Origin of the sequence: Bradyrhizobium oropedii, from assembly GCF_020889685.1 — a bacterium.
Lineage (GTDB): Bacteria > Pseudomonadota > Alphaproteobacteria > Rhizobiales > Xanthobacteraceae > Bradyrhizobium > Bradyrhizobium oropedii.
In genome coordinates this window covers 1-21110 of sequence record NZ_JACMYO010000150.1, presented here as the reverse complement: position 1 = coordinate 21110, position 21110 = coordinate 1, and the positions used below count along the sequence as shown (strand labels likewise).

At 59.9% G+C, this 21110-nt stretch carries 14 protein-coding genes and 3 pseudogenes; 13 read left to right on the top strand and 4 right to left on the bottom strand.

Going from position 1 to position 21110, the window contains the following annotated elements; translation table 11 throughout:
- Nucleotides 1-5: 5 nt before the first annotated feature.
- Nucleotides 6-215 (top strand): annotated as a pseudogene (locus H8A95_RS31705) (sulfotransferase); the annotation flags it as partial.
- Between the two features lie 68 nt (nucleotides 216-283).
- Here H8A95_RS31705 and H8A95_RS31700 read toward each other — a convergent pair.
- Nucleotides 284-847, bottom strand: coding sequence for a sugar O-acetyltransferase (locus H8A95_RS31700; RefSeq protein ID WP_233287292.1), 564 nt, complete (start codon nucleotides 845-847; stop codon nucleotides 284-286).
- Between the two features lie 449 nt (nucleotides 848-1296).
- Between H8A95_RS31700 and H8A95_RS31695 the strand changes: the two are divergent.
- The 3 genes and pseudogenes from H8A95_RS31695 to H8A95_RS31685 form a co-directional block, all read left to right on the top strand.
- Nucleotides 1297-1487 (top strand): annotated as a pseudogene (locus H8A95_RS31695) (LysR family transcriptional regulator); the annotation flags it as partial.
- Between the two features lie 876 nt (nucleotides 1488-2363).
- Complete coding sequence (locus H8A95_RS31690) at nucleotides 2364-4076, top strand: MFS transporter (protein ID WP_229167415.1); 1713 nt, start codon at nucleotides 2364-2366, stop codon at nucleotides 4074-4076.
- A gap of 1243 nt (nucleotides 4077-5319) precedes the next feature.
- Nucleotides 5320-6438, top strand: coding sequence for a branched-chain amino acid ABC transporter substrate-binding protein (locus H8A95_RS31685; RefSeq protein ID WP_229167416.1), 1119 nt, complete (start codon nucleotides 5320-5322; stop codon nucleotides 6436-6438).
- Between the two features lie 945 nt (nucleotides 6439-7383).
- Here the strand turns inward: H8A95_RS31685 and H8A95_RS31680 are convergent.
- Entirely contained in the window at nucleotides 7384-7839 is a 456-nt protein-coding gene (locus H8A95_RS31680) for a hypothetical protein (protein WP_229167417.1), read from the bottom strand.
- A 371-nt stretch (nucleotides 7840-8210) separates the two neighbouring features.
- Here H8A95_RS31680 and H8A95_RS31675 point away from each other — a divergent pair, with 371 nt between their 5' ends.
- Nucleotides 8211-8522 (top strand): Crp/Fnr family transcriptional regulator, encoded by a 312-nt coding sequence (locus H8A95_RS31675; protein WP_229167418.1) that lies wholly within the window; start codon nucleotides 8211-8213, stop codon nucleotides 8520-8522.
- A gap of 553 nt (nucleotides 8523-9075) precedes the next feature.
- Here H8A95_RS31675 and H8A95_RS31670 read toward each other — a convergent pair.
- On the bottom strand, nucleotides 9076-9225 hold the full coding sequence (locus tag H8A95_RS31670; RefSeq protein ID WP_229186748.1) for a Ulp1 family isopeptidase: 150 nt from the start codon (nucleotides 9223-9225) through the stop codon (nucleotides 9076-9078).
- 235 nt (nucleotides 9226-9460) lie between these two features.
- Nucleotides 9461-10075: a hypothetical protein gene (locus H8A95_RS31665; RefSeq protein WP_229186747.1), complete on the bottom strand. Its 615-nt coding sequence runs from the start codon at nucleotides 10073-10075 to the stop codon at nucleotides 9461-9463.
- Nucleotides 10076-11616: 1541 nt separating this feature from the next.
- Between H8A95_RS31665 and H8A95_RS31660 the strand changes: the two genes are divergently transcribed.
- From H8A95_RS31660 to H8A95_RS31625, 8 genes and pseudogenes are all read left to right on the top strand, one after another.
- The gene (locus H8A95_RS31660; RefSeq protein ID WP_229167419.1) at nucleotides 11617-13131 is read left to right on the top strand and encodes a GMC oxidoreductase; all 1515 of its coding nucleotides are present in this window, start codon (nucleotides 11617-11619) and stop codon (nucleotides 13129-13131) included.
- Nucleotides 13132-13152: 21 nt separating this feature from the next.
- Complete coding sequence (locus H8A95_RS31655; RefSeq protein ID WP_229167420.1) at nucleotides 13153-14460, top strand: aminotransferase class III-fold pyridoxal phosphate-dependent enzyme; 1308 nt, start codon at nucleotides 13153-13155, stop codon at nucleotides 14458-14460.
- Nucleotides 14461-14491: 31 nt separating this feature from the next.
- Entirely contained in the window at nucleotides 14492-15433 is a 942-nt protein-coding gene (locus H8A95_RS31650; RefSeq protein ID WP_229167421.1) for a sulfotransferase family protein, read from the top strand.
- On the top strand, nucleotides 15430-16671 hold the full coding sequence (locus H8A95_RS31645; RefSeq protein WP_229167422.1) for an MFS transporter: 1242 nt from the start codon (nucleotides 15430-15432) through the stop codon (nucleotides 16669-16671). The genes H8A95_RS31650 and H8A95_RS31645 overlap by 4 nt, the downstream gene beginning before the upstream one ends.
- A gap of 18 nt (nucleotides 16672-16689) precedes the next feature.
- Entirely contained in the window at nucleotides 16690-18051 is a 1362-nt protein-coding gene (locus H8A95_RS31640) for a condensation domain-containing protein (RefSeq protein WP_229167423.1), read from the top strand.
- Between the two features lie 1106 nt (nucleotides 18052-19157).
- A pseudogene (locus H8A95_RS31635) lies at nucleotides 19158-19466 on the top strand (transposase); the annotation flags it as partial.
- Between the two features lie 622 nt (nucleotides 19467-20088).
- On the top strand, nucleotides 20089-20403 hold the full coding sequence (groES, locus tag H8A95_RS31630; protein ID WP_229167425.1) for a co-chaperone GroES: 315 nt from the start codon (nucleotides 20089-20091) through the stop codon (nucleotides 20401-20403).
- An 80-nt stretch (nucleotides 20404-20483) separates the two neighbouring features.
- The coding region (locus H8A95_RS31625; RefSeq protein WP_274617676.1) for a TCP-1/cpn60 chaperonin family protein at nucleotides 20484-21110 on the top strand (627 nt) is incomplete at its 3' end.

Sequence of the window (21110 nt, the reverse complement as noted above, 5' to 3'; positions counted from 1 at the left end):
ATGCAATGACCCACTCCGCACCGTTGCCTGAGCCGTTCGTGGTCCTTGCGATGCCAAGGGCTGGCACGCACTATCTGGAGCAATTGATAAATGAGCATCCAAGCGGGTTGAGTAACGGTGAGTTGTTCAATTCATATGATTCGAACTGGCCCGATAAGGATCGCCTACTACGCAGTGATCGCGAGCTCCTTGAGCGTGCCCACCTGCGCTATCCCACCCGACGCGGCAGGGCCAAGGTGGACTTAGCACGCAAAGCTGCTTAGCTGACGAGTAGGTTTCGCGCTCATCCGGAGATTTCTCGGATCACGCGACAAGGGTTACCAGCTGCAAACACTCCGGCTGGAATGTCACGTGTTACGACACTGCCTGCACCGATCACAGTAGCTGATCCGATGGTCACGCCAGGTAGGATAATTGCCCCGGCCCCCACCCATACGTCTGATCCAATCTCAACCGGCTTTCCGTACAGCTGCTTCCGGCGAAGGGCAGCATCAAGTGGATGCATCGACGTCAGGATCTGGACGCCTGGACCAAAAAGCCCGTAGTCACCTATACGAACCCGGCAAACATCAAGCACTATGCAGTTAAAATTGAAAAATACTTGCATGCCTAACTCTATGTTGGAGCCGTAATCGCAGAAAAAGGGGGGCTGTATCCACACAGTGTCTCCGCCTTTCCCGAAAATATGTTTGCAAAGGTTCCGACGCAGATCTTTGTCCGCATCACTGGAGGAGTTTATCTTCTGGCACAAGCCTCTTACCCTGTATCTCTCTGCAACAAGAGAAGGATCGAGAACGTCGTAAAGCTGTCCGGCCAGCATTTTCTCACGTTCGGTGCGCACGTTCATTGTTAAAATCTCAGACTGTGCATAGTGTGCGTTTATCTGGTCTCTGATTCCGGGCTCCACCTACTGGCAGGACGTGCTTATCGTCCCGGAGGGCGAGGAGCGAAGGCGACGAGAGATAAGCTCGGCGGACTTGTTCCAAGGCAAGCGGTGCTAGGTTCTCTGTCAACAAGCGAATAGGGAAGGAATAAAAATAGCGACTTTAATAGCTGCTATTTGGCGCTTTCACCGGCATCGCGGTTTTCGCCACCAAAACACTGTTAGTGCTGACACATTGACAATGATCCTGTCTCCACATGATTTCCTTATGCTGGTAAGGACGATAGCAACCCTGGAAATGCGCTCATCTTGTTTTAATTCTCCGAACTGGCTTTTTCTAATGCAGCATTTCCTAAAATTGGTAAAATCGAATGTGTTGATGGGGCGCATCCACGCGATGGATGGCTGAGGGCATGCGTTTCAAGGGCCTTGATCTAAATGTCCTCATCGCGCTCGTCGCTTTGATGAGCGAGCGTAGCCTCACTGCTGCGGCATGGAGCATCAATCTCAGCCAGCCATGAGAGCGGCCGTTGCCCGGCTTCGCGCCTATTTCCGCGATGAGCTGTTTACGATGAGGGGCCACGAACTTCACAACACATGTCGGATGGCGCTCGATGCGACGGTGGTCCTACTTGATCACAACTATTCGGATCGTCTTGAGCGGTCGTCGTGATTGACCGCTCAGCTGGTTTTTGCTGTCACCTGCGAGCACGGGCTCCCGGTTGGTGCTGCCGTCATGGACAGTGCGATCCGGCCGGCTATGGCGGTTCGGAGCGCTGTGCAAGAAGCAACATGTCAAAGACTGGCCCGCGGCATACCGTCACGTTCGTTTCCTGAACGGTTTATGCTGGATCAAGCGGTGGAATCGATGTTGCAGCTTTCAAATATTTCATTCGACCTGCGACAGACCCGCTCTCTGTGAGGCAATATTGATGGCTCGAGCCCGGAGGGACCGATCTATCGCACCACATTGCGTTCTCGATGAAGATGCTTCGCGGAACCCGCGCGGGATGGAGATAGATCGGTCGCCCTATACTGACACGTAACGACTCGCCGAGCGACAACAAGTTCCGCCAAACGCTGCATAGCTATCTGAACAATCGATAGTCCCCTGACATGAGTTTTCGGCTGCCTCGCAATGAGAGCGCAGTTCACCGTACCTCGCGACAAGTGATTCCGCACTTGTGGACTTTGCTCGTTTGTCCGCTACGTACAAGGTTTGCCCACGAGCGACGCACCGTCCGTCAATGTCACCAGCGACGCGCGCGAATAGGCATGATGCAGACTTAAGTCATCCGATCGGACAGCGCGCCGTACGCCACGAAGGCGTTCTTACAGGAGTAGAAGATCGGCAGCCAGGAAAACACCGTCATGCGATCGGCGCGTCTCATTCACGACCACGCCAGGGTAGGATATCGCGCCGGGCACATGCTTGTGATCCGCACCAGAATCAAATCATGGTAGATCATCACGATCCGATATGACCGATTCACCCAAAGTCCAATCGCGTAGCGCCGATGGCATCACGGCGCCTCTGCGGCACGCGACGTTCCGCCGCATCTGGCTTGCAAGCCTCGTCTCCAATATCGGCAGCTTGATTCAAGGTGTCGGCGCAGCCTGGGCGATGACGCAGATGACGTCCTCGGCTGACAAAGTCGCGTTGGTGCAGACCGCGCTGTTGCTGCCAGTGATGCTGATTTCGATGCCGGCCGGCGCGATCGCTGATATGTATGATCGCCGCATCGTGGCGCTGGTTTCGCTTGGCATCGCGCTCGCCGGCGCAGCCGGCCTGACCGTGGCCGCCTGCTTTGGCTTGGCCACACCGAACGTCTTGCTCGTACTCTGCTTCGTTGTCGGCAGCGGCATGGCGCTGATGGGACCTGCCTGGCAATCATCGGTAAGCGAACAAGTGCCGTTGGAAGCGCAGCTGCCTGCGGCCGTCGCGCTGAACGGCATCAGCTACAATATCGCACGGAGCGTCGGCCCGGCGATCGGCGGAGTGGTGGTGGCCAGCGCCGGTGCAGTGGCCGCATTCGCGCTCAACACGTTGCTCTATCTGCCGCTGATGCTCGCGTTGTTCCGTTGGAAACGCGTCAGCGTCCCCTCACGCCTGCCGCCTGAAAGATTGAGCCGCGCGATGGTGTCTGGTGTGCGCTACATCAGCAATTCGCCATCGATCAAGGTCGTGCTGCTTCGCACTCTGGTGACCGGCGTCGGCGGCGGTGCGATCACTGCGCTGATGCCTCTGGTGGTACGAGATGTCTTGCATGGCGACGCCCAGACCTACGGCATCATGCTCGGCGCCTTCGGCCTTGGCGCCGTGGTCGGCGCGCTGAACATTGCCGAGATCCGCAAGCGGATGAGCGGCGAGGCCGCGATTCGCGCCTGCGCGTTGTCGATGGGCGCAGCCATGGCCGCGGTCGCGCTCAGCCGCCAACCGGTGCTGACCGCGGCGGCCCTGGTCCTGGCTGGAGCCGTCTGGATGATGACATGGGCGGTGTTCAACATTGGGGTGCAGCTGTCGGCGCCGCGCTGGGTGACTGGACGCTCGCTTGCAGCCTATCAGGCGGCGAGCTCGGGCGGGATCGCCGTCGGCAGCTGGGGTTGGGGCCATCTGACCGACGCGGCCGGGGTCGAAACCGCGCTGCTGGCGTCGGCCGCCCTGATGCTGGCCTCACCGCTCATCGGCCGTTGGCTGCCCATGCCCCGTGTCGGCGCGCGCGGTGAAGAGGCTCAGCTGCTCGCCGATCCCGAAGTACGGCTCGCCTTGACCGGACGCAGCGGGCCGCTGGTCGTCGAGATCGAATACCGGATTGCACAAGAGAATGCCCGCGCGTTCCACAACGTCATGCAAGACGTGCAATTGTCTCGTCAGCGCAACGGCGCCTATGGCTGGTCGATCGCGCGCGACATTGCCGATCCCGAATTGTGGACCGAGCGCTATCACTTTCCGACCTGGTTCGACTACTTGCGCTGGCGCAACCGCTCGACCCAATCGGAACGTGCCCTGGAACAGCGGGCAATTCACTTCCACATCGGCCCTGCGCCGGTACGCGTGCGCCGTATGCTGGAGAGGCCATTCGGCTCGATACGCTGGAAGGACGACACGCCCGAGCGCGCAAGGGCGGAGATGCGGCGGGAGATGACAAGCGCGGCAAAAACACATAGCAGGCCGCTTCGGCCGACCAGGTAACCCAGTTTGCCAGGAGCATGGCACCTTCGCGGAGAAACATGCTCGAGTATGGAAAAGGCCAAGTTTCGGGCAGGCCGTGCGGCCGGCTCAAAGTGTGAGCAGCCGGCCAGCCAGCGAATCCGATCTCCTGATCAAGGCCGGCCCCGTCTGCCGGGCCAATCGAGCATTGATGCATTTCGAACTCCATCCGTCTTTGTTATGCAGCACTTCAACGAGCTACCGCGCAACAACGCTGCACACACCATCACCTAGACAACGCAGGAATAGTGCAATCGGAATCGACTAAGAAATTTTCTTGCAAGTTTCAGCGTAGCGAACTGCCACTCTGTGTCTCTTCATAAGTGCAATCGAGGGTGATTGATGCGCAATCATGACCTTGTCTCCGGTAGTCTCCTCGCACTGACCGCAACCAGCTTCGCGCTCCTCTGCTCGAGCCTGTTTGTCTTTGCCTTCATTTGAACCAAACGCACTGGCTGCCTTACCGCGTTATGGAGGCGACCTCGCCGTCGAATATCAAGAGTTCTACGAGCTCTAAGGACGACAAGGATTCTGACCTATCGCGGCTCGGCTGAAGCCAAGAGCATCGCGATGCCAGCAGCCAGGGCAGCGAACACAACTCTGCGCTCCCGTATGCCTGCCTCCGTCGATGCCCGTGAGGCATGTGGATTGTCTTCGAATGGCGGACGGTGTGAACGATCGCCTCACCTCTCTCTCGGTGGATGCTTGCCTCTCGCGTGGCAGCGTTTCGGACGTGGCGAGCTCTGTACGTTACGGACCGACCTATTTCTTCCCTAGCCGGACGATTCCGTTAGTGTTCGTCTAAGGCGACCCTGTGCGCTGAACTAGCGGGGCGAGATGAAATTGGTAACGCGGTGCGAGGCTGCGAGAATGAGACGGGACGAACGCTTGTAGGTTAACGTTGCTTCATTGATACAGCTCCATCCTTGCGTACGCGCCCTGGCTTGTCGCTCCGCTGGAACGGCATCGGCAAATGTCCATGTACTGTTTTCGAGCGATGAGCAGCCTGCCGATAGTTCCTCGAGCCTCTGGACGGTTAAGCGGGACGGACGGTTTTCTTAATGAGTCAAGGTGGGCTCCTGCTCCCTCATGGCAGTGCAATCGAAGGGGTTTGATGCGCGACCATGACTTTGTCTCCGGCTGCTTTCTGGCACTGACCGCCGCCGGGCTCGCTTTGCTTTGCTCGAGCTTACTCGCCGCCGCATTGAGCCTGTGAGGACCATCCATGAAATCACTCAAGCTGACCGGCTTTGCACTTGGAGCATTGATTGCGCTGTCCACCGGGGCATTGGCGGAGGACATCACCATCGCCGTCGCTGGACCGATAACCGGGGGCGAGTCCGCCTTCGGGCGGCAAATGAAGAACGGCGCCGAGATGGCGGTGGAGCAGATCAACGCTTCCGGCGGCGTACTCGGCAAAAGGATCGCGCTCGACATCGAGGACGATGCCTGCGATCCCAAGCAGGCGCGATCGGTAGCGGAGAAGATCGCCGCCGCCAAGATCCCATTCGTTGCGGGGCACTTTTGCTCTTCGTCGTCGATTCCGGCCTCGGAAGCCTATGCGGACGGCGGCGTACTGCAGATCACGCCCGCCTCGACCAACCCCCTATTCACCGAGCGCAAGCTATGGAACGTGGCGCGCGTCTGCGGCCGCGACGACCAGCAGGGCCAGGTTGCTGCCGACTACATCGCCAAGCACTTCAAGGGCAAGAACATCGGCATTCTCAACGACAAGACCACTTATGGCAAAGGGCTTGCCGACGAGACGAAGAGGGCCCTCAACAAGGCCGGCATCATCGAGAAGATGTACGAGTCCTACAACAAGGGCGACAAGGATTTCAATGCGATCGTCTCGCGCCTGAAGCGTGACAATATCGACCTCGTCTATGTCGGCGGCTATCACCAGGAAGCAGGCCTCATCCTGCGTCAGATGCGCGATCAGGGCCTGAAGACCGTACTGATGTCGGGTGACGCCTTGGCCGACAAGGAATTTGCCTCGATCACCGGCGCAGCTGGAGCGGGCACGCTCTTCACCTTCGGGCCCGACCCACGCAACAAGCCGACGGCGGCTGCGATCGTCAACAAATTCAAGGCCAGGAATATCGATCCCGAAGGCTACACGCTCTACACCTACGCTGCGGTGCAGGTCTGGACCCAGGCCGCAAGCAAAGCCGGCACCACGGATCCGAGGAAGGTTATCGAGATAATCAAAGCGGGCTCTTGGGACACCGTGATCGGCAAGTTGGAATACGACGCCAAGGGTGACATCAAGCAGCTCGACTATGTCGTTTACAGGTGGGACGACAAGGGCGGCTATAGCGAAACTAACCCGAGCGCGTTCTGACGCATCTTAGGCTGGCGCATCAAAGCGGGCGTCTCCCCCCGGGTGGTGGTCAATGCCGATCGATCGATTGCTCCAGGACAGTAAGCTACGGCCGGAAGAAATTGAATTTCTGAGCTTGGCCACATATTTCCGTGCGACACGCATCGCTCATGTCCATCGATCCACGAAGCGGTTCGACCGTAAATTACGCGGCCCCGCCCCCATGAAGAACAAGGGCGGGGCCGCTCCCCTCCCCCGGAGGACGCCGCGCTGCGGATCACAATGGCTATTGTCTAGCGCGCCCATCATCTGCCGATTGACCATTCGGTATACGGCCGAGCGCGTCACCCGGACTGCGACTTTTGGCCTTCTGCATTTTGCGTGACATTGCGCAAGACGAGTTCAGAAAGCTGCACAACCAGCTGTTTGAGACGCGCTATCTCCTCTCTGCACCGCGTCAACTCACGCTGTTCATCGGTCGTTATCGACAATTCATGGCGGTGCAGAACCGCACGATTCATGTTGAACCTCTATCCAACCAGATAACCGTGAGCGTCGGCTCAAGCATACCCCTTGCCCAGGATTGTACCGTCAGAGGCGCATTTTTACGCCACTAAACACCGTACGCAGCGATCCAACTGTCTCGCTGCCCCAGGTAATGTGCTATCCGTGCTACAGATCCGACCGTTTCGTACATAACTCGCTGGCATGACGAAGACGACATTGAGCTTTGTTCTCTTCGAGCCGGCTCTCGCAGGAATAATCAGATCGGATCTCTATTGCCAGCCTGATTTGCACCTCATGTTGCCAACTGGGCCCATCAACCCGGAACGGTACCGTCCCAGGTTGACGAGGCGATCGCCGTTCCCGCTGAAACGGCCCGCCGGTCGCGTGTCATGGGCGTCAAATCCGGGCGTCTGCAGTGCGGAAGCGATCCCCATTCGACGACGACCGTTCCACCCGCACTCACGATCGAGAGAAAATTAGACGCGCCGTTTTGCGCAGCGCGATGAGCCGAGCCGGCAAAGGAATTGCTCTTCTTAGCTGCCGCCAGCGCGGTGCGGAAGGCGTCAGTGTCGAGCCGATGTTGGCTGCGCGCTCGTGAGCCCTGATGCTGGGCTGGAACGCGGCCGCGGCCCGACGCAGGCGCGACTGTGCGCCAAGCCTCGTCGTTCTTCCAGAAGCAAGCGGTTTATCATCGAGCTTGAGGGATAGCCGGAAGGTCGTCGTCAGCACTTTCGTGAGGATCCCGTATCTCTCGAAAGCATCGCGTATGAGCTCGAAGAGGAGAGCAGAAAAGAGATTGAACATCAGGGGGAACCGTGCAGAATGGCCGCGATCAGGTAGCTGGTGGGGATAGGTGTCGATATTGGCGTACCCCAGCGATAGAACGGGGTATTGCTTGCCGCACCAAATGCTCATTACGCGTCTGCGGGGCATCAGAGGCTTATCCGAGCAAGACCTGGCTAAGCTCGAAAGCATGCCTCACACCATCAAACGATTTGCGCATGGCGAGTACCTGGCGCGCCAGGGGGACCGGCCTCTAAGCTGTGGCGTCGTGATGGGCGGCTTTCTGTCTCGTCAAGAGTGGCGTCCGATCGAAATCAGTTAACCTCCTTCTATGTCCCTGGAGACATTCCCGACCTGCACACCCTTCATCTGCCCGAAACGGATCGCGATCTCTGCAGTATTGGCACGAGCATCATGCCCTTGTGCCCCACTCATGCCTCAAAGATGTCCTGGGAAAGTCCGCTGGGCTCCCCCATGCGTTTTGGCGGGAGACGTTGATTCACGTGGCCATCTATCGCGAATGGATCGAAAATCTTGGCTCCCGGGAAGCGCTGCCTCGGCTTTCTCATCTTCTATGCGAGATCGCCGCACGTCTTGAGCTCGTGGGGCTGCTGGACAATGGTCGCCTTCATGTTCCATTCACACAGCAAGACATTGCCGATGCATGCGGCCTTTCGACTGTGCACGTGAACCGGACAATCCAGGAGCTTAGGCGTAGGAAGCTCATTGAATGGAACGGTCATGCGGTTGATCTTCTTCAGCGAGATCAGCTCGAATTGCTTGCGGAATTCCGCGCCTCCTACCTCATGCGCTGAATTTGCTTCGGTCGCTATTCCGTGAGCGTTCCGCGCAGCTTTAATGCTCTAGCTGCGCAATGCGAGACACTAGATCGAGCGCTGAACGCATTGCTACGGCGAAGGTCGCTTTGCGCGGAGTGACGACATATGAACAGTGCAGCTAGTTCGAACGTTTTTTGGCTGTAAGTTGTTTCCATGAGCGCTCGGCGCGGTCGAACGCTCGAAGAGAAGCTGCGGACCGTCGCCGAGAGCTGCGGCGGACGACGATAGATCACGGTAACTTGCGCGCGCAACGGGACGTCTGCGCGCCGATTGAGTCAATCGGAAAGGAACCAAGCGTGATGGAATGGCTGAGGGGGAGCACGTTCAGTGTCGAGAGCGATCATGCCGAAGGACCGCCTGGATCACCCGCTGCACATGCCGCCCGTCGACATCCACGCCGCCGGCCACCAGCCATACTGGTCTGGCGGCGGCGTCGGCGAGAGCCGTTCCACTCCCATCGGCACGAGCCGACCTCAGATCCTTAGCTGGTCTTTCAGTGCCAGCCGGCTGATGCTGAGCTTGTTAAGGTTCAGCAGGTCTGGCTGCCCTGTTGCCAATCCCTGACCAACGCACGCGTGCCGTCCACGACAAAGACGCCGCAATCATAGTCGTTCTGCTGCTGGGCTATCCTGGCGGCTGAGGCCCAGCCGATCTGCGAGCCTTGTTGCACGAGCGTCATTGTATCCACGGACAGAGTAAGGACTATCCACGATCTCCAAGGCTCCGAAGGCGCACGCTGCGACCTTCGGGTGCTACCTGATCCGCAGAAGCGATCGCCTCGCGGCCCACGCCCCCAGCCATACCGACGCTCCGAAGGAGCCCAGCCGCCAGAATCGGGAAGATCAGCGCCGCAACAAGTCGAGAAGCGGCGATGTTGTGTGCCGGACTATTGGCACGTTTTTTGCATGTGCGGGTCATCGAGCCCTCCTGGACTGCCGAGTAACCTTTTTTGAGGCACTCGTCAAGGTTGACCAGCTACCCTCCGCGGCCAACGAGTGGCGATAGCCGACTGGCCGTTGCCGGTCCCTTCGATCAACGAATAGCAGCGACCAATGGGCGCCGTGTTGATCAGGACGATCGGCATCGTTGATTGGTAGAACCAGGAAGTCGGCTGTATCGTTACCATTTTGATGGATGAGGCGCTGGAAGCGACTTAGCGCGTCGCCATCAGTGGCCGCCAGGCGCAGCTGATAGTGGGCTATAAGAGGATCGACGAGCCGCGTCCGGACGGCGAGATCCGGATGGTTCTCCTGCAGCCACTGCTCGAGTAGCTCGTAGTCCCTCTGGATGTGCTCGTCGCCGAGCCATTCGGTATCCTCGAGCACCAGTCCGGGGCCTCGGGACGGGACTGTCAGGTCCAAACCTCCGATCTGAGTATCTGAGGGGGCCGGAAATGCTCGCGCAGAATCAACCTCGTCATCCAATTCGGACGGCGTCGGCGTATTCAGATTAACAACAGACAGGCCGCCGTAGGTGCCGGACCGCGCCTTGGCAGAGTGCGCTACCGCAAAGTGCGCATCCTCGTCCAATTCGGACGGCCTCGGCTCGACTACAGGAGGATGGCGGCTTTCGATGTGGGCCAGGCTGCTCGGCCTTTCGCTGTGACGTGCCAGCCGGATGAGCCGCGTTCCACAAGCCCGTTAAAGACTCTCGGATTGGGAACCCAGGCGGCAAGTAGCCTGGCGGCCGGACCACGACGCCTAATCCGCGCGAACTGGGACAAGATCGCGGTGGGGCGACGTGCGCGTGCCTCAAGCGCTCACGTGGTACAACTCCATCCACAAACAGAGCGACATGCACGTCAGCCGCTCGCGGATCACTTAGCTACGTGTGAGAGATCGGCAGCATGTATTTTATGGAGGGCAGCTCAAAGGCCTTGAATCGCACGTGGCGTCACGTTGTACCATCTCAACGTAGCCAACGAGGATGCCCGACAAGTCGACCTGGCGCCCGTTTGCTGACGTCGGTGATACGACGATACCAATGCGGTCGATGTGTGTACAGCAGAGTGCGATGCCGATGCCCCAATCATCGCCTACAAGATCGAGTGAACGGGCTTCGAATGCTCGGATGCGAACCGAGGCGCTTCCTCCCAGCCCCCCGGCGGATTCCACAGGGGATGCTGCGTTGCTGCGCCCTGCGGTCGGCACGTTGAGTCCGTTCGGACAGCCGCGGATCGTCTCGGTTCAGCGCCGCTCATCTAATCCCTTCGGCGATCCTCCCACGACAACGAAGGATACACCTTTTCAGGATTGTGCGAGCCAGTGTTGAGCCGCATTCCATTCCATCAATACGTCTTAGCAAAAAACGGCGCCAGATTTGTCCGATTGTTGATCCTCCGAAATTAGAATTTGCGGTGAAACTTTTGCCGCGAATAACCGTCGGCAGCTCTCCCTCTGTCGACGGAAGTTGGCGCGATGCTTAGCAGCCTCGCTCCCCGAGACTGACTTTCGCCCGGCCATCGATGAGGTCGGGCTTTTTTTGCCGTCTATGCAGGGCAGCTTTGAGCGTTCTAGCCGGCGCCTGATGATTGCGAAGAGCCTAAGGAAAGAAATCGCATTCCAGCGCCAGTCAATACGAGATCGGCTGACCTTCGCGATCAAATCGCCGTACAATTCGTACAATCATGTGTTGGGTAGCGACCGATCGACGCATTGCCAATGAGCGCGGCCTCAAAACGCTGCCCGTATCGCGTCTCGAAGCTAAATTTGCGGGCGTCCTTACATAGTGCAAGAACACGCTGGTGCCCGCATCTGGTGCACAGGTAGGTGGATTGGACAATCGTTTGGGGCCTCTTAGACCTGTCAAAAATCGCAGTGGTTCTGAAAATGCCGCTTGCTCATATTAATGCGGCTGCTGCATCGAAGAGCTTGAATCGTACGTAGCGTCACATTGTACGATCTCGCGGCGATGATCCTTGGCAAACGAGCGAAGCCATACCGGATAATCCGGGCGATCTGGACGGGCCGTGCGTTCAACGGTGGCTGTGACAGCTGTCTGATGGCAGCTCGTCATTAACGAATAGGGCGCGATTGCGCATGGTCGATATTTGTTGCCAGAAGGTGGAATAATGACGGCCGATATCGTTGATGTATGCGTCGTCGGAAGTGGTGCCAGCGGCTCGATAGTTGCCCACGAGATCGCACAACACGGACTGCGAGTACTCCTTCTCGAGGAAGGTCGGGCACTTCCTCCCGGCGCCTCGCTGGCGAGCGTCCAAAATGGCATGGATAGCGCCCTGGTGCCGTCTGCGGCAGGGACGTTGACGCCATTCGGACGTCCGTGGACCGTCTGCGCGCTCGGCGGCGGAATGACTTTATATGCCGGAATAGCCTTCCGCTGTCGCGCCATCGATTTCGACGCACGAGCGCATGTGGCCGGGGACGCGCTCGATCCGATCTGGCCGATCAACTACACCGAGCTACGCCCATTCTACGAGGAGCTGGAGCGGCGCATGGGGGTGGCCCGCCTGGCCGGGGCGGACCCACTCGAGCCGCCGAGCGATCCGCCCGTTCTGCCGCCACACCAGTACAGCTTGCCGGGCCAGTTGATTGCCGATGCCGGCAGACGCCTGGGCCACTTGCCGTTCCCCACGCCATTAGCAATCAACTCGGTGCCATATCACGGCCGGCCAGCCTGCCGCTGCGAGGGCCCCTGCAATGAACATTTATGTCCAAGCGGCGCCAGGGCCGACGCACGCTCGCCGTTCACAGGTGTCACCCTGCCGCCGGACGCGCTGACGATTGCGCTCGGCAGCAAGGCCGTCCGTATCGATCTCGGCAACGTCAGCCGCGCGGATTCGGTGGAATGGGTGGATACTCTCAAGCGACAACGAGCTCGGGTCCGCGCCCGCTGCGTGGTACTTGCCGGCAACGCAGTGCAGTCTGCCGCCTTGCTGCTACGCTCGGCGCAACGCGCGGCGCCCAACGGCATCGGCAACGCATCCGGCATGGTGGGCAGTGGCATCTCGTTCAAGATCAGCGGCTACGTGTCCGGTAGCACCACGATAAATCCGCCGGTCACGCCCGAGCCCGGCCGCCCATTCTCCACCGTCGCGGTCTCCGACCATTACCTCAACGACGAGGCGCCTTCGGGGCTCGGCGGAATGATCTACGAAGCAAGTCCGACTGAACGCACGGACGACGACGGAAATACAAGGCTACGGCTGCATTTTCTGGCGGCCGACCAGCCCATGCGCAACAATGCGGTCCGGTTGGCTACCAGGCGGGACGGGCTGGGTTTGCCCAAGATCATTCTCGATTACCAGACCCATCCGCTGGACAAACGCCGATTGGGCTACTTGTCCAGACGCGCGTCGAACTTGCTGGCCGAAGCCGGTGTGAAGCACGTGGATTATCAGGATTCCAACTATCAGTTCGGCAGCGGCCATCTGCATGGCGCCTGTCGGGCTGGGATCGATCCGAAGCAATCGGTGGTTGATCGCTGGGGTCGCGTGCACGACGTCGACAATCTCTATGTCGCGGATGGTGGCTTTTTCCCATATGCCGGAGGCGTCAACCCGACCTTCACCATTCAGGCGAATGCGCTACGGATCGCTCGACGAATAGTCACGCAGCTGACGTAACGAGCGCAACGGAGACGGTTTTTGTCGATCAGCACGCTTGCTGCCGCCGTGAACGCGACCGACGGGGACGGATCGGCACTGCGACGCGCCCTGCGCGTCACCGCCTCGCAGAAGTGGGATCTCAACAGGCGTTTTCCGGTCGTGATGACGCGTGCGTCAGGCGCGCATGCATGGGACATCGACGGAAAGCAATACGTCGATTTCACTTCCTGTAGCGGTGCCGCGCCGCTCGGAGCCGGATACGAGCCGGTCGTGGCGCACGCAGCCGCTGAGATGCGCCGTACCGGCGGCATCCTGCCCGGACCGCTGTCCGTGCACCGGGTCGAATTGGCCGAACGGCTGGCGGAGATCTTCCCTGTCGCGGAGCGCTCAGTATTTTTCCGCACTGGATCTTGCGCCACCACCGCCGCCGTGCGCCTTGCCCGCGCGTTCACGGGCCTTAACCATGTACTGACCAGCGGATATCACGGCTGGCACGACTGGCAGTTGCAGGACCGGCCGGAAATGGGGCTGCCCAATCGGGACCGGGACAGCGTGGACTTCCGCTACAACCTCGACTTGCTCGACGAGCTGGCAAGTGTCCAGCGCGCCGCCGCAGTGATCATCACCCCGGAGGTCAACTTCTTCCCGCCCGAATACCATCAAGAACTGCAGAGGCTGGTGCATCGGCACGGCGCCCTGCTCATCCTTGACGAGGTGATGACCGGATTCCGCTACGCCCTTGGCGGGTACCATATGGCCATCGGGCTCACGCCCGATCTGATTACACTGAGCAAAGGACTGGCGAACGGAATGGCGCTGTCGGCGGTGGCGGGCCGGGCGGACGTACTCGCCGCTGCGGAAAAGACATACATGGGCAACACCTACCAGCGCGAAGTCACCCCGTTCGCAGCTGCACTGAGTACCCTGCATGCGCTGCGCGACGGGACCGCCCTGGCCCGAATGCGCGAGGTTGGCGAGCAACTGATCAGGGGGCTCAACAGTGTCTTCACCAGGCAGCAAGTCGCGGCATGGGCGTTCGCCTGGCCCACGATGTTCGACGTTGTATTTTCCGACGCCGAACTTGGCCACGCCTTCTTCGAGGAGATGTGGGCGCGAGGATTCCTGATGCAGTATGGCGGACGCTTCATGCCCTCCGCTGCGGTATCTGACGCCGACGTGCAGGCGGCTATCGAAGCAGCTGGAGAGGCCCTGCCGGCGGCACTGTCCCGCACGGACAACCCAGTCCGCGCCCCGGATCCAGTCGCGGCTGCCGTACGGTTCGCCAGAGATCATTTCGTTGCCACACCGGGGGCGGTTCGGCGCTGGTTCAATGCGCCCGTCCACTGACCAGCAAGCATGTCGAACAGAGAACAAGACCATGTCGCAGCCCGATCCATTTTCCACGTCGCCAGTGCTGCTCGGCGGCGACAACCGGTCGGGCACCACGCTGCTGAGTATCGTGCTGGACTCTCATCTGGATCTCGTGGCCGGTCCGGAGATCGACTTCCTCGAACCACCCAATCTCGGCCCGCACATTCTGGGTGCAATCGACCTGCTTGCGGTCGGCGATTGGCGGGTCACGGACACGACCAAGAACACGATCGATCCGTTCTGGTATGACGGGGTGCATTTTGTGGTGCAGTGCCGCCGCTTCGGTCTCGACTTCGATGACCTGCGCGGGCTGGTCCGCAAGATTATGGTCGAGGTGGGCAACGACATTGTTTCATTCATCGACCGATGCCGGCTCGTCAACGAGATCGGTGAGTTGCGCAGGGCGCGCAGCGGAGCTCAGCGCTGGGGATTGAAACTGCAGCGTAAGATCACCAGGATCGACGACTTCGCCCGCCTGTGGCCGCGTGCACATTTCGTGCATATCGTGCGGGACGGCCGCGACGTTGCCGCCTCTCACCTGAAGACCGTTCCTGATTGGGGTTACCGAACAGTTGCCGACGCCGCGCGGGGTTGGCTTGAAGTGGTTTCCCGGCCGCATCGGATCGCGCCGCCTGGCCGTTATCTCGAGGTGCGTTACGAGGATCTTGTAAGCAGTCCCCGCACCGCTTTGACGATGATTCTGGACCACCTCGACTTGCCTTGGGACGAGGCCGTGCTGCGTCATGCTGAATACGAGCACGCGTTGTTCGAACAACCGCATGGTCACCCGGCGGCCGAGGCTGCGGGAAAGCCGCTGCACCAAGGTCGAATTGGTCGCCACGTCCAGGATTTGACGCCAAGCCAGATTGTGGAGTTCGAGGAGATCGCTGGAAGTGAGCTGGCCCGACTAGGCTATCTGTCCGTCTCAAGCCCATCTGGCGACGCGTGATCTGCCGGCACTGTTCTGCTACGCCTCGCGCCCTGCCACGCAGCTACCTCGCGCTGCTCGTCGGCCAGACCATTTCCCTGCTGGGCTCCAACGTAACCATGCTGGCGCTGCCGCTGACTGCAATCACCCTGCTAGACGCCGGACCGGCGCAGGCGGGGCTGTTGCTCGCCTGCGGTCGGGCACCGTGTCTTTTCGTGAGCCTGTTCGCCGGGGTCATCGTCGACCGTCTCCCGCACCGACGAATCCTTTTGACCGCCAACGTGGTTATGGCGGCAACGCTGGCCACCATTCCCTTGTGCGCCAGCCTTGGACACCTGGGAATGGTGCAGCTATACGCGACAAGCGTCCTGGTTGGGGTGGCCGCGGTGATCGCCGACGTGGCTTATCTGGCGTGCATACCCACAGTCCTGGACCGGTCTCAGCTGGTTCGGGCGCAGAGTTCATTGGAATTCAGCCAGGCGACCGCGATGGCCGCAGGTCCGTTCCTGGCCGGTTGGCTTATCAACGCGTTCTCCGCTCCAACCGCAATCCTGGCCGACTCCGTCTCCTTTCTGCTCGCCGCCGCGTTGCTCTCGCTGGTGCCGATGCCTGCCGCCTCAGCGGCGCCCTCAAGCACTGTGCTCGTCCAAATGGCCGAGGGGCTGGCGAGCGTGTTCGGCAATGCAGTTTTAAGGGCCGTTACCCTGGCAACCGGCACATTCATCTTTTGGCACAACGCCTATTCTGCGGCTTTTCTGCTGCATCTGACCAAGGATCTCGGGTTCGACAGCCGGGTTGTCGGCATGGTGCTCGGTATCGGCGCGCTTGGCGGTGTGGTGGGCGCGGCTGGCTCACCGTGGGTGGGCCGGGCAATTGGGCTTGGTCCTGTATTAATGACCGGTTTGGCGGTGAGCGCGGCAGGCATGAGCCTTGCGGCGCTGCTCACCCGGCCCTGGTGGGCAGCAGTGGCATGCGTGGCGCTCTCCCAATTCATTCTGTGGATCGGCCAGGGACTCTACCACGTGCAGCAGGTTCCCATTCGATATGCGTTGGTCCCGCAGCGCCTGCAAGGCCGGGTCAATGCGAGCATCCGCACCGTCGTGTGGGGACTGGGCTCATTGGGCGCACTGGTCGGCGGCGCGGCCGCTGCTGCAACGAGCCTGCGCACCACATTGCTGGCGAGCAGTGTGCTTGGCACTGCCTCGATAATTTGGATTTGGCGGTCGCCGCTGCGCCGCACGCGCAGCTTGCATCTGTGAACATTGCCACGGCCCTTCATGGACATCAAGGAATTTTGCGATTCTGATCGGCAGCCGGATCGGCTGATGGTGTGGCGGGTCAGCGATCCCGATCCGGTCAGTTGGCGGCCCGACTCGCGCCGTCCGTCTCATGTTCAGGAGGAACATTTTCGCTCCGCGGACGATGGCCGGTCAAGCTGGCTCGGCGCCGCGTTCGAGTTGCCGGGCGCGTTCAACGCCGCTGCGCTGACAAGAGCGATCCTTGGCTGGGTCAACCGGCATGAGGCATTACGCAGCCGCTTGGCCAATGATGGATCGGTCGTTCATTGCGCCACGATTGAACAAGGCGCGGCGGCAGTTGAGAAGACCGTGGTGGGTGACTGCGCCGATCCCGGCGAAATTGCTCAGTTCCTGGAACGGCTCTTTGAAGCGGAGACCAACCCGCGGCGCTGGCCGGCGTATGTGTTCGTGACGATCAGCCGGCCACCATCCACGCGCCTCCTGTTCGCCTCCGACCACTCCGTCAGCGATGCCTACTCGATGGCCTTGATGCCAAATGAGATCCGAGAGCTGTACACAGCCGCAATCCTCGGAGTGGCGCCGCAGCTGGCACCGGCGCACAGCTATCTGGATCACGCCGAGGCCGAACGAGAGCGACTGACCGACCTGTCCGATGACCATCCCGCAATTGGCCACTGGCGCGAGCTGATCGCCGCGAACAGCGGTCAGTTGCCCGATTTTCCGCTAGCACTCGGTGTGCCGGAAGGATCCTTACAGCGCACCGGACGAATATGGCTGCTCGATGCGGCTGGGGCATCCGAATTCGAGCGAGGGTGCAGGTCCCAGGGCGGAAACGCGGCGACGGGAATTTTCGCCTGTCTGGCGCTGGCAGGAAAAACACTGGCGAACCAACGACAATTCCACGCCGTTGCGCCCTTTCACACCCGGTACGATCTGCGGTCAATGCGTTCGGTTGGATGGTATGTCGGGATGAGTCCGGTAAGCTTCCGGGTGGCCGATACGTTGCCGGAAACCCTGCGCGCCGCCCGGCTCGAACTCAAACGCGCCAAGAAAACAGCTCAGGTGACATTTTCAAAGGCCATGGAATTGCTCGGCGCCACACTGCGCGACCGCTTCATGGTATCCTACATGGACAATCGGACGGTCCCCGGGGCGGACTGCTGGCCGCACTGGCGGACGAGGTTTCTGAACAGCCGTAGCTCCAATGCTTGCGAGACATACCTATGGGTCAGTCGCTGGCAGGACGGAATTTCCGTGAACTTCCGACACCCCGGGACCGCCATCGCGCGAAGCGCGATGGATGACTATCTCGCTGAAGTGGCTGCGCAGGCCCATCTGATCAGCGGCGCTCGTCCGCTGCCGCGGCTCTCAATTGACTGACAAGGGCGGCTGTGAGCTAGCCTTTCTTGGCCAATAACCGGCTTGCGCTACGATCGCGATCATCCGTCCTTGGTGATCAGAAGCGAGCCCGACTCTAGGGCATCCGATCGTCACGATGCCGAGAGCGCCACTTGAGGGGAAGCAGGCGCCATGGAAGGATACGCCGTATCGGCCCCACAATATTTTGATTCGAGCGACTTTTCTCACGGGTGGCTTGCGAGAGACCGGGGTAATGATCGCCAGGCTAAGCCAACACGATTGTTGTTCCGGACAGTAATAGGCACAGTGCCGACTGGCATGTCGGGTTTACAACAACTCAGATATTGAGAGCTAGCATCCTCACATGCATGTTTTTTTTGCATTGAGCTAGCGACGGCACAGTCGTTGCAAGTCTTCGTTCAATAGATGGATTCGTCCCTGCACGGCAGACCGAATGGTTCTGCCGGATCATGCGCTGTTGCAATTATATCCGCACGACAAACCCATTTATCAAACTCTGATAGAGCCGAAGAAGGACGCCAAGGCGTGGGCTCAGCTTCAACTAAAGCATTATGGCGCCTATGTTGCCGCACCTCAATGAATCCCGAATGAGAGGACCATGCGACAACCTGCAGCCGATGAAGAACGACGATCTCTCCATGCACCACCTCAATGGCAATCCTGATCTGGGTTGAACACTAATGCCTCAGCTCACCTTCCCATCGCGACGAAATAGCGACTGCTAAGCGCGTGATGAAAGAGGCGCACCTTAAGGATCTACGAGAACTGATGCAGTTGCTTTGGCATTTGTTCGAAGCAGTGCATCGGCTTCCTAGAGGGCCGGAGCATACAGAAGCGGTTCAGACAATTAAGCGCTTTGAGCGTCGGCTGGTCGTGTTAATTCAAGCGTCTGAAATGGCTCGAGCTGCTGACCGCGAAGTCGCTGGCCGTGCCAGGCACGCTAAATAAATGATTGCCAGACACAATCACCAAAGTCATCCTACGTATGTGCGCCGTCTCTTAGCCTGCATGGCGGCCGGAAACGCGAAACGAAGGTTGTGAGCGCGCCCGTCGGACAGCAATATCCGTTCGCCTGGTTGATTGCCCGTCGTGCAACGGTGCGCTGCAGAGAAGCCTCGGCCGATAGCGGCTATCTGAGCGAGGCCAACCTGCAAACCCTCGCCGATCGCCACATCAGCGCTTACGTCGCGATCGGGCGCGCCAAGCATGCCGCTGAAGGCAAGCGAACCATGACCGGAGCGCTCACCAAAGCCTTGCGGGCCAAGCTCAAGCGCGCCGGCTCGCGAAGCCGCTACCGGTTCAGGAAGCAAATCGTCGAACCGGCGTTCGGGCAGATCAAGCAGGCGCGCGGGTTCAGGCAGTTCCTGCTGCGTGGCATCGAGAAAGTGACGGCCGAGTGGGCGTTGATCTGCACCACTCGCAAGAGCCGCTTGAGCAAGCTATCGTTCATCAACAAGCCCGATACCAGCGCTACCTGGACGGGCTCCTGGTCGAGGCGAATCCAATATTCGAGGAAACCGACGAAACGACGCAAGTAGCACTCCGGCGGATATGCCATCACGCTAGTGGGCAGGTATAAGGACTGTCTTCAGAATTGCGATGACCTTCGAACGGGTTCCTAGGGCCGACGATTTTGATAGGCCCGTTCTCTTTGACGCCCGCTGCATAATTACTCTCTCTATCCAAATGAGCACGAGAAGCTTCGATGGCAAGGTGGAGAGCCGTGGATCCGTTGGGTTGCCCCGATTCCTGTGACCGGACTGACCATGCTAAGAACTAGCGTGTGCGACTTTTGCCAATGTACGTGACGACAAACGAGGATGTTTTGACGAGACGCAACGTCAGTTTCGCAACAGCTTGGCGGGCTGTGTACATGAGGACGTTTGCTTCCGGACGAACACACGCGCAGGACAAGTGTGCGATTCAGCAGAATTGCCGGCACGGATCGCTCCGCTCATCTTTGGCCTGGCTCTTGCTATAACTGGGCTGTTCACAACGTGCCCATCGTAAACTCGTTCAAATGCTCAGGAGGCCTACATGAATTTCCGTCCGCTTCACGACCGCGTCGTGGTCAAGCGCATCGACGCTGAAGAGAAGACAGCTGGCGGCATCATCATTCCCGACACAGCCAAGGAAAAGCCCTCGCAGGGCGAAGTCATCGCGGTTGGCCCAGGTGGCCGTGACGAGACCGGCAAGCTGATTTCGATCGACGTAGAGGTCGGCGACCGCGTGCTGTTCGGCAAGTGGTCGGGCACCGAGGTCAAGGTCGACGGTGAGGAGCTGTTGATCATGAAGGAGAGCGACATCATGGGCGTTCTCACCGATGTGTTTTCCGAGAAGAAAGCCGCCTAGTCCAGCGCTCCCACCCCTCTCCCTGACGAGCGCCTGCCGGACGCGCCGCCGCATGAGAAAGTAAACTGAGGAATTCAATTATGTCAGCCAAGGAAGTCAAATTCGGCGTAGAAGCGCGAGACCGCATGCTGCGCGGCGTCGACATCCTCGCCAACGCCGTGCAGGTCACGCTCGGTCCGAAGGGGCGCAACGTGGTGCTCGAGAAGTCGTTCGGCGCTCCGCGCATCACCAAGGACGGCGTCGCCGTCGCCAAGGAGGTGGAACTCGAGGAGAAATTCGAGAACATGGGCGCCCAGATGGTGCGCGAGGTCGCTGCCAAGGCGGCGGACGCGGCCGGCGACGGCACCACCACCGCGACCGTGCTTGCGGCTGCCATCGTGCGCGAAGGTGCGAAGTCGGTTGCCGCCGGCATGAACCCGATGGACTTGAAGCGCGGTATCGACCTCGCGGTCGAAGCCGTCGTTGCGGACCTCCAGAAGAACTCGAAGAAGGTCACCTCGAACGAGGAGATCGCCCAGGTTGGCACCATCTCGGCCAACGGCGATGCTGAGATCGGCACGTTCCTCGCCGACGCCATGAAGAAGGTCGGCAACGAGGGCGTGATCACGGTCGAGGAAGCCAAGTCGCTCGAGACCGAGCTCGACGTCGTCGAGGGCATGCAGTTCGACCGCGGCTACATCTCGCCCTACTTCGTCACCAACGCCGAT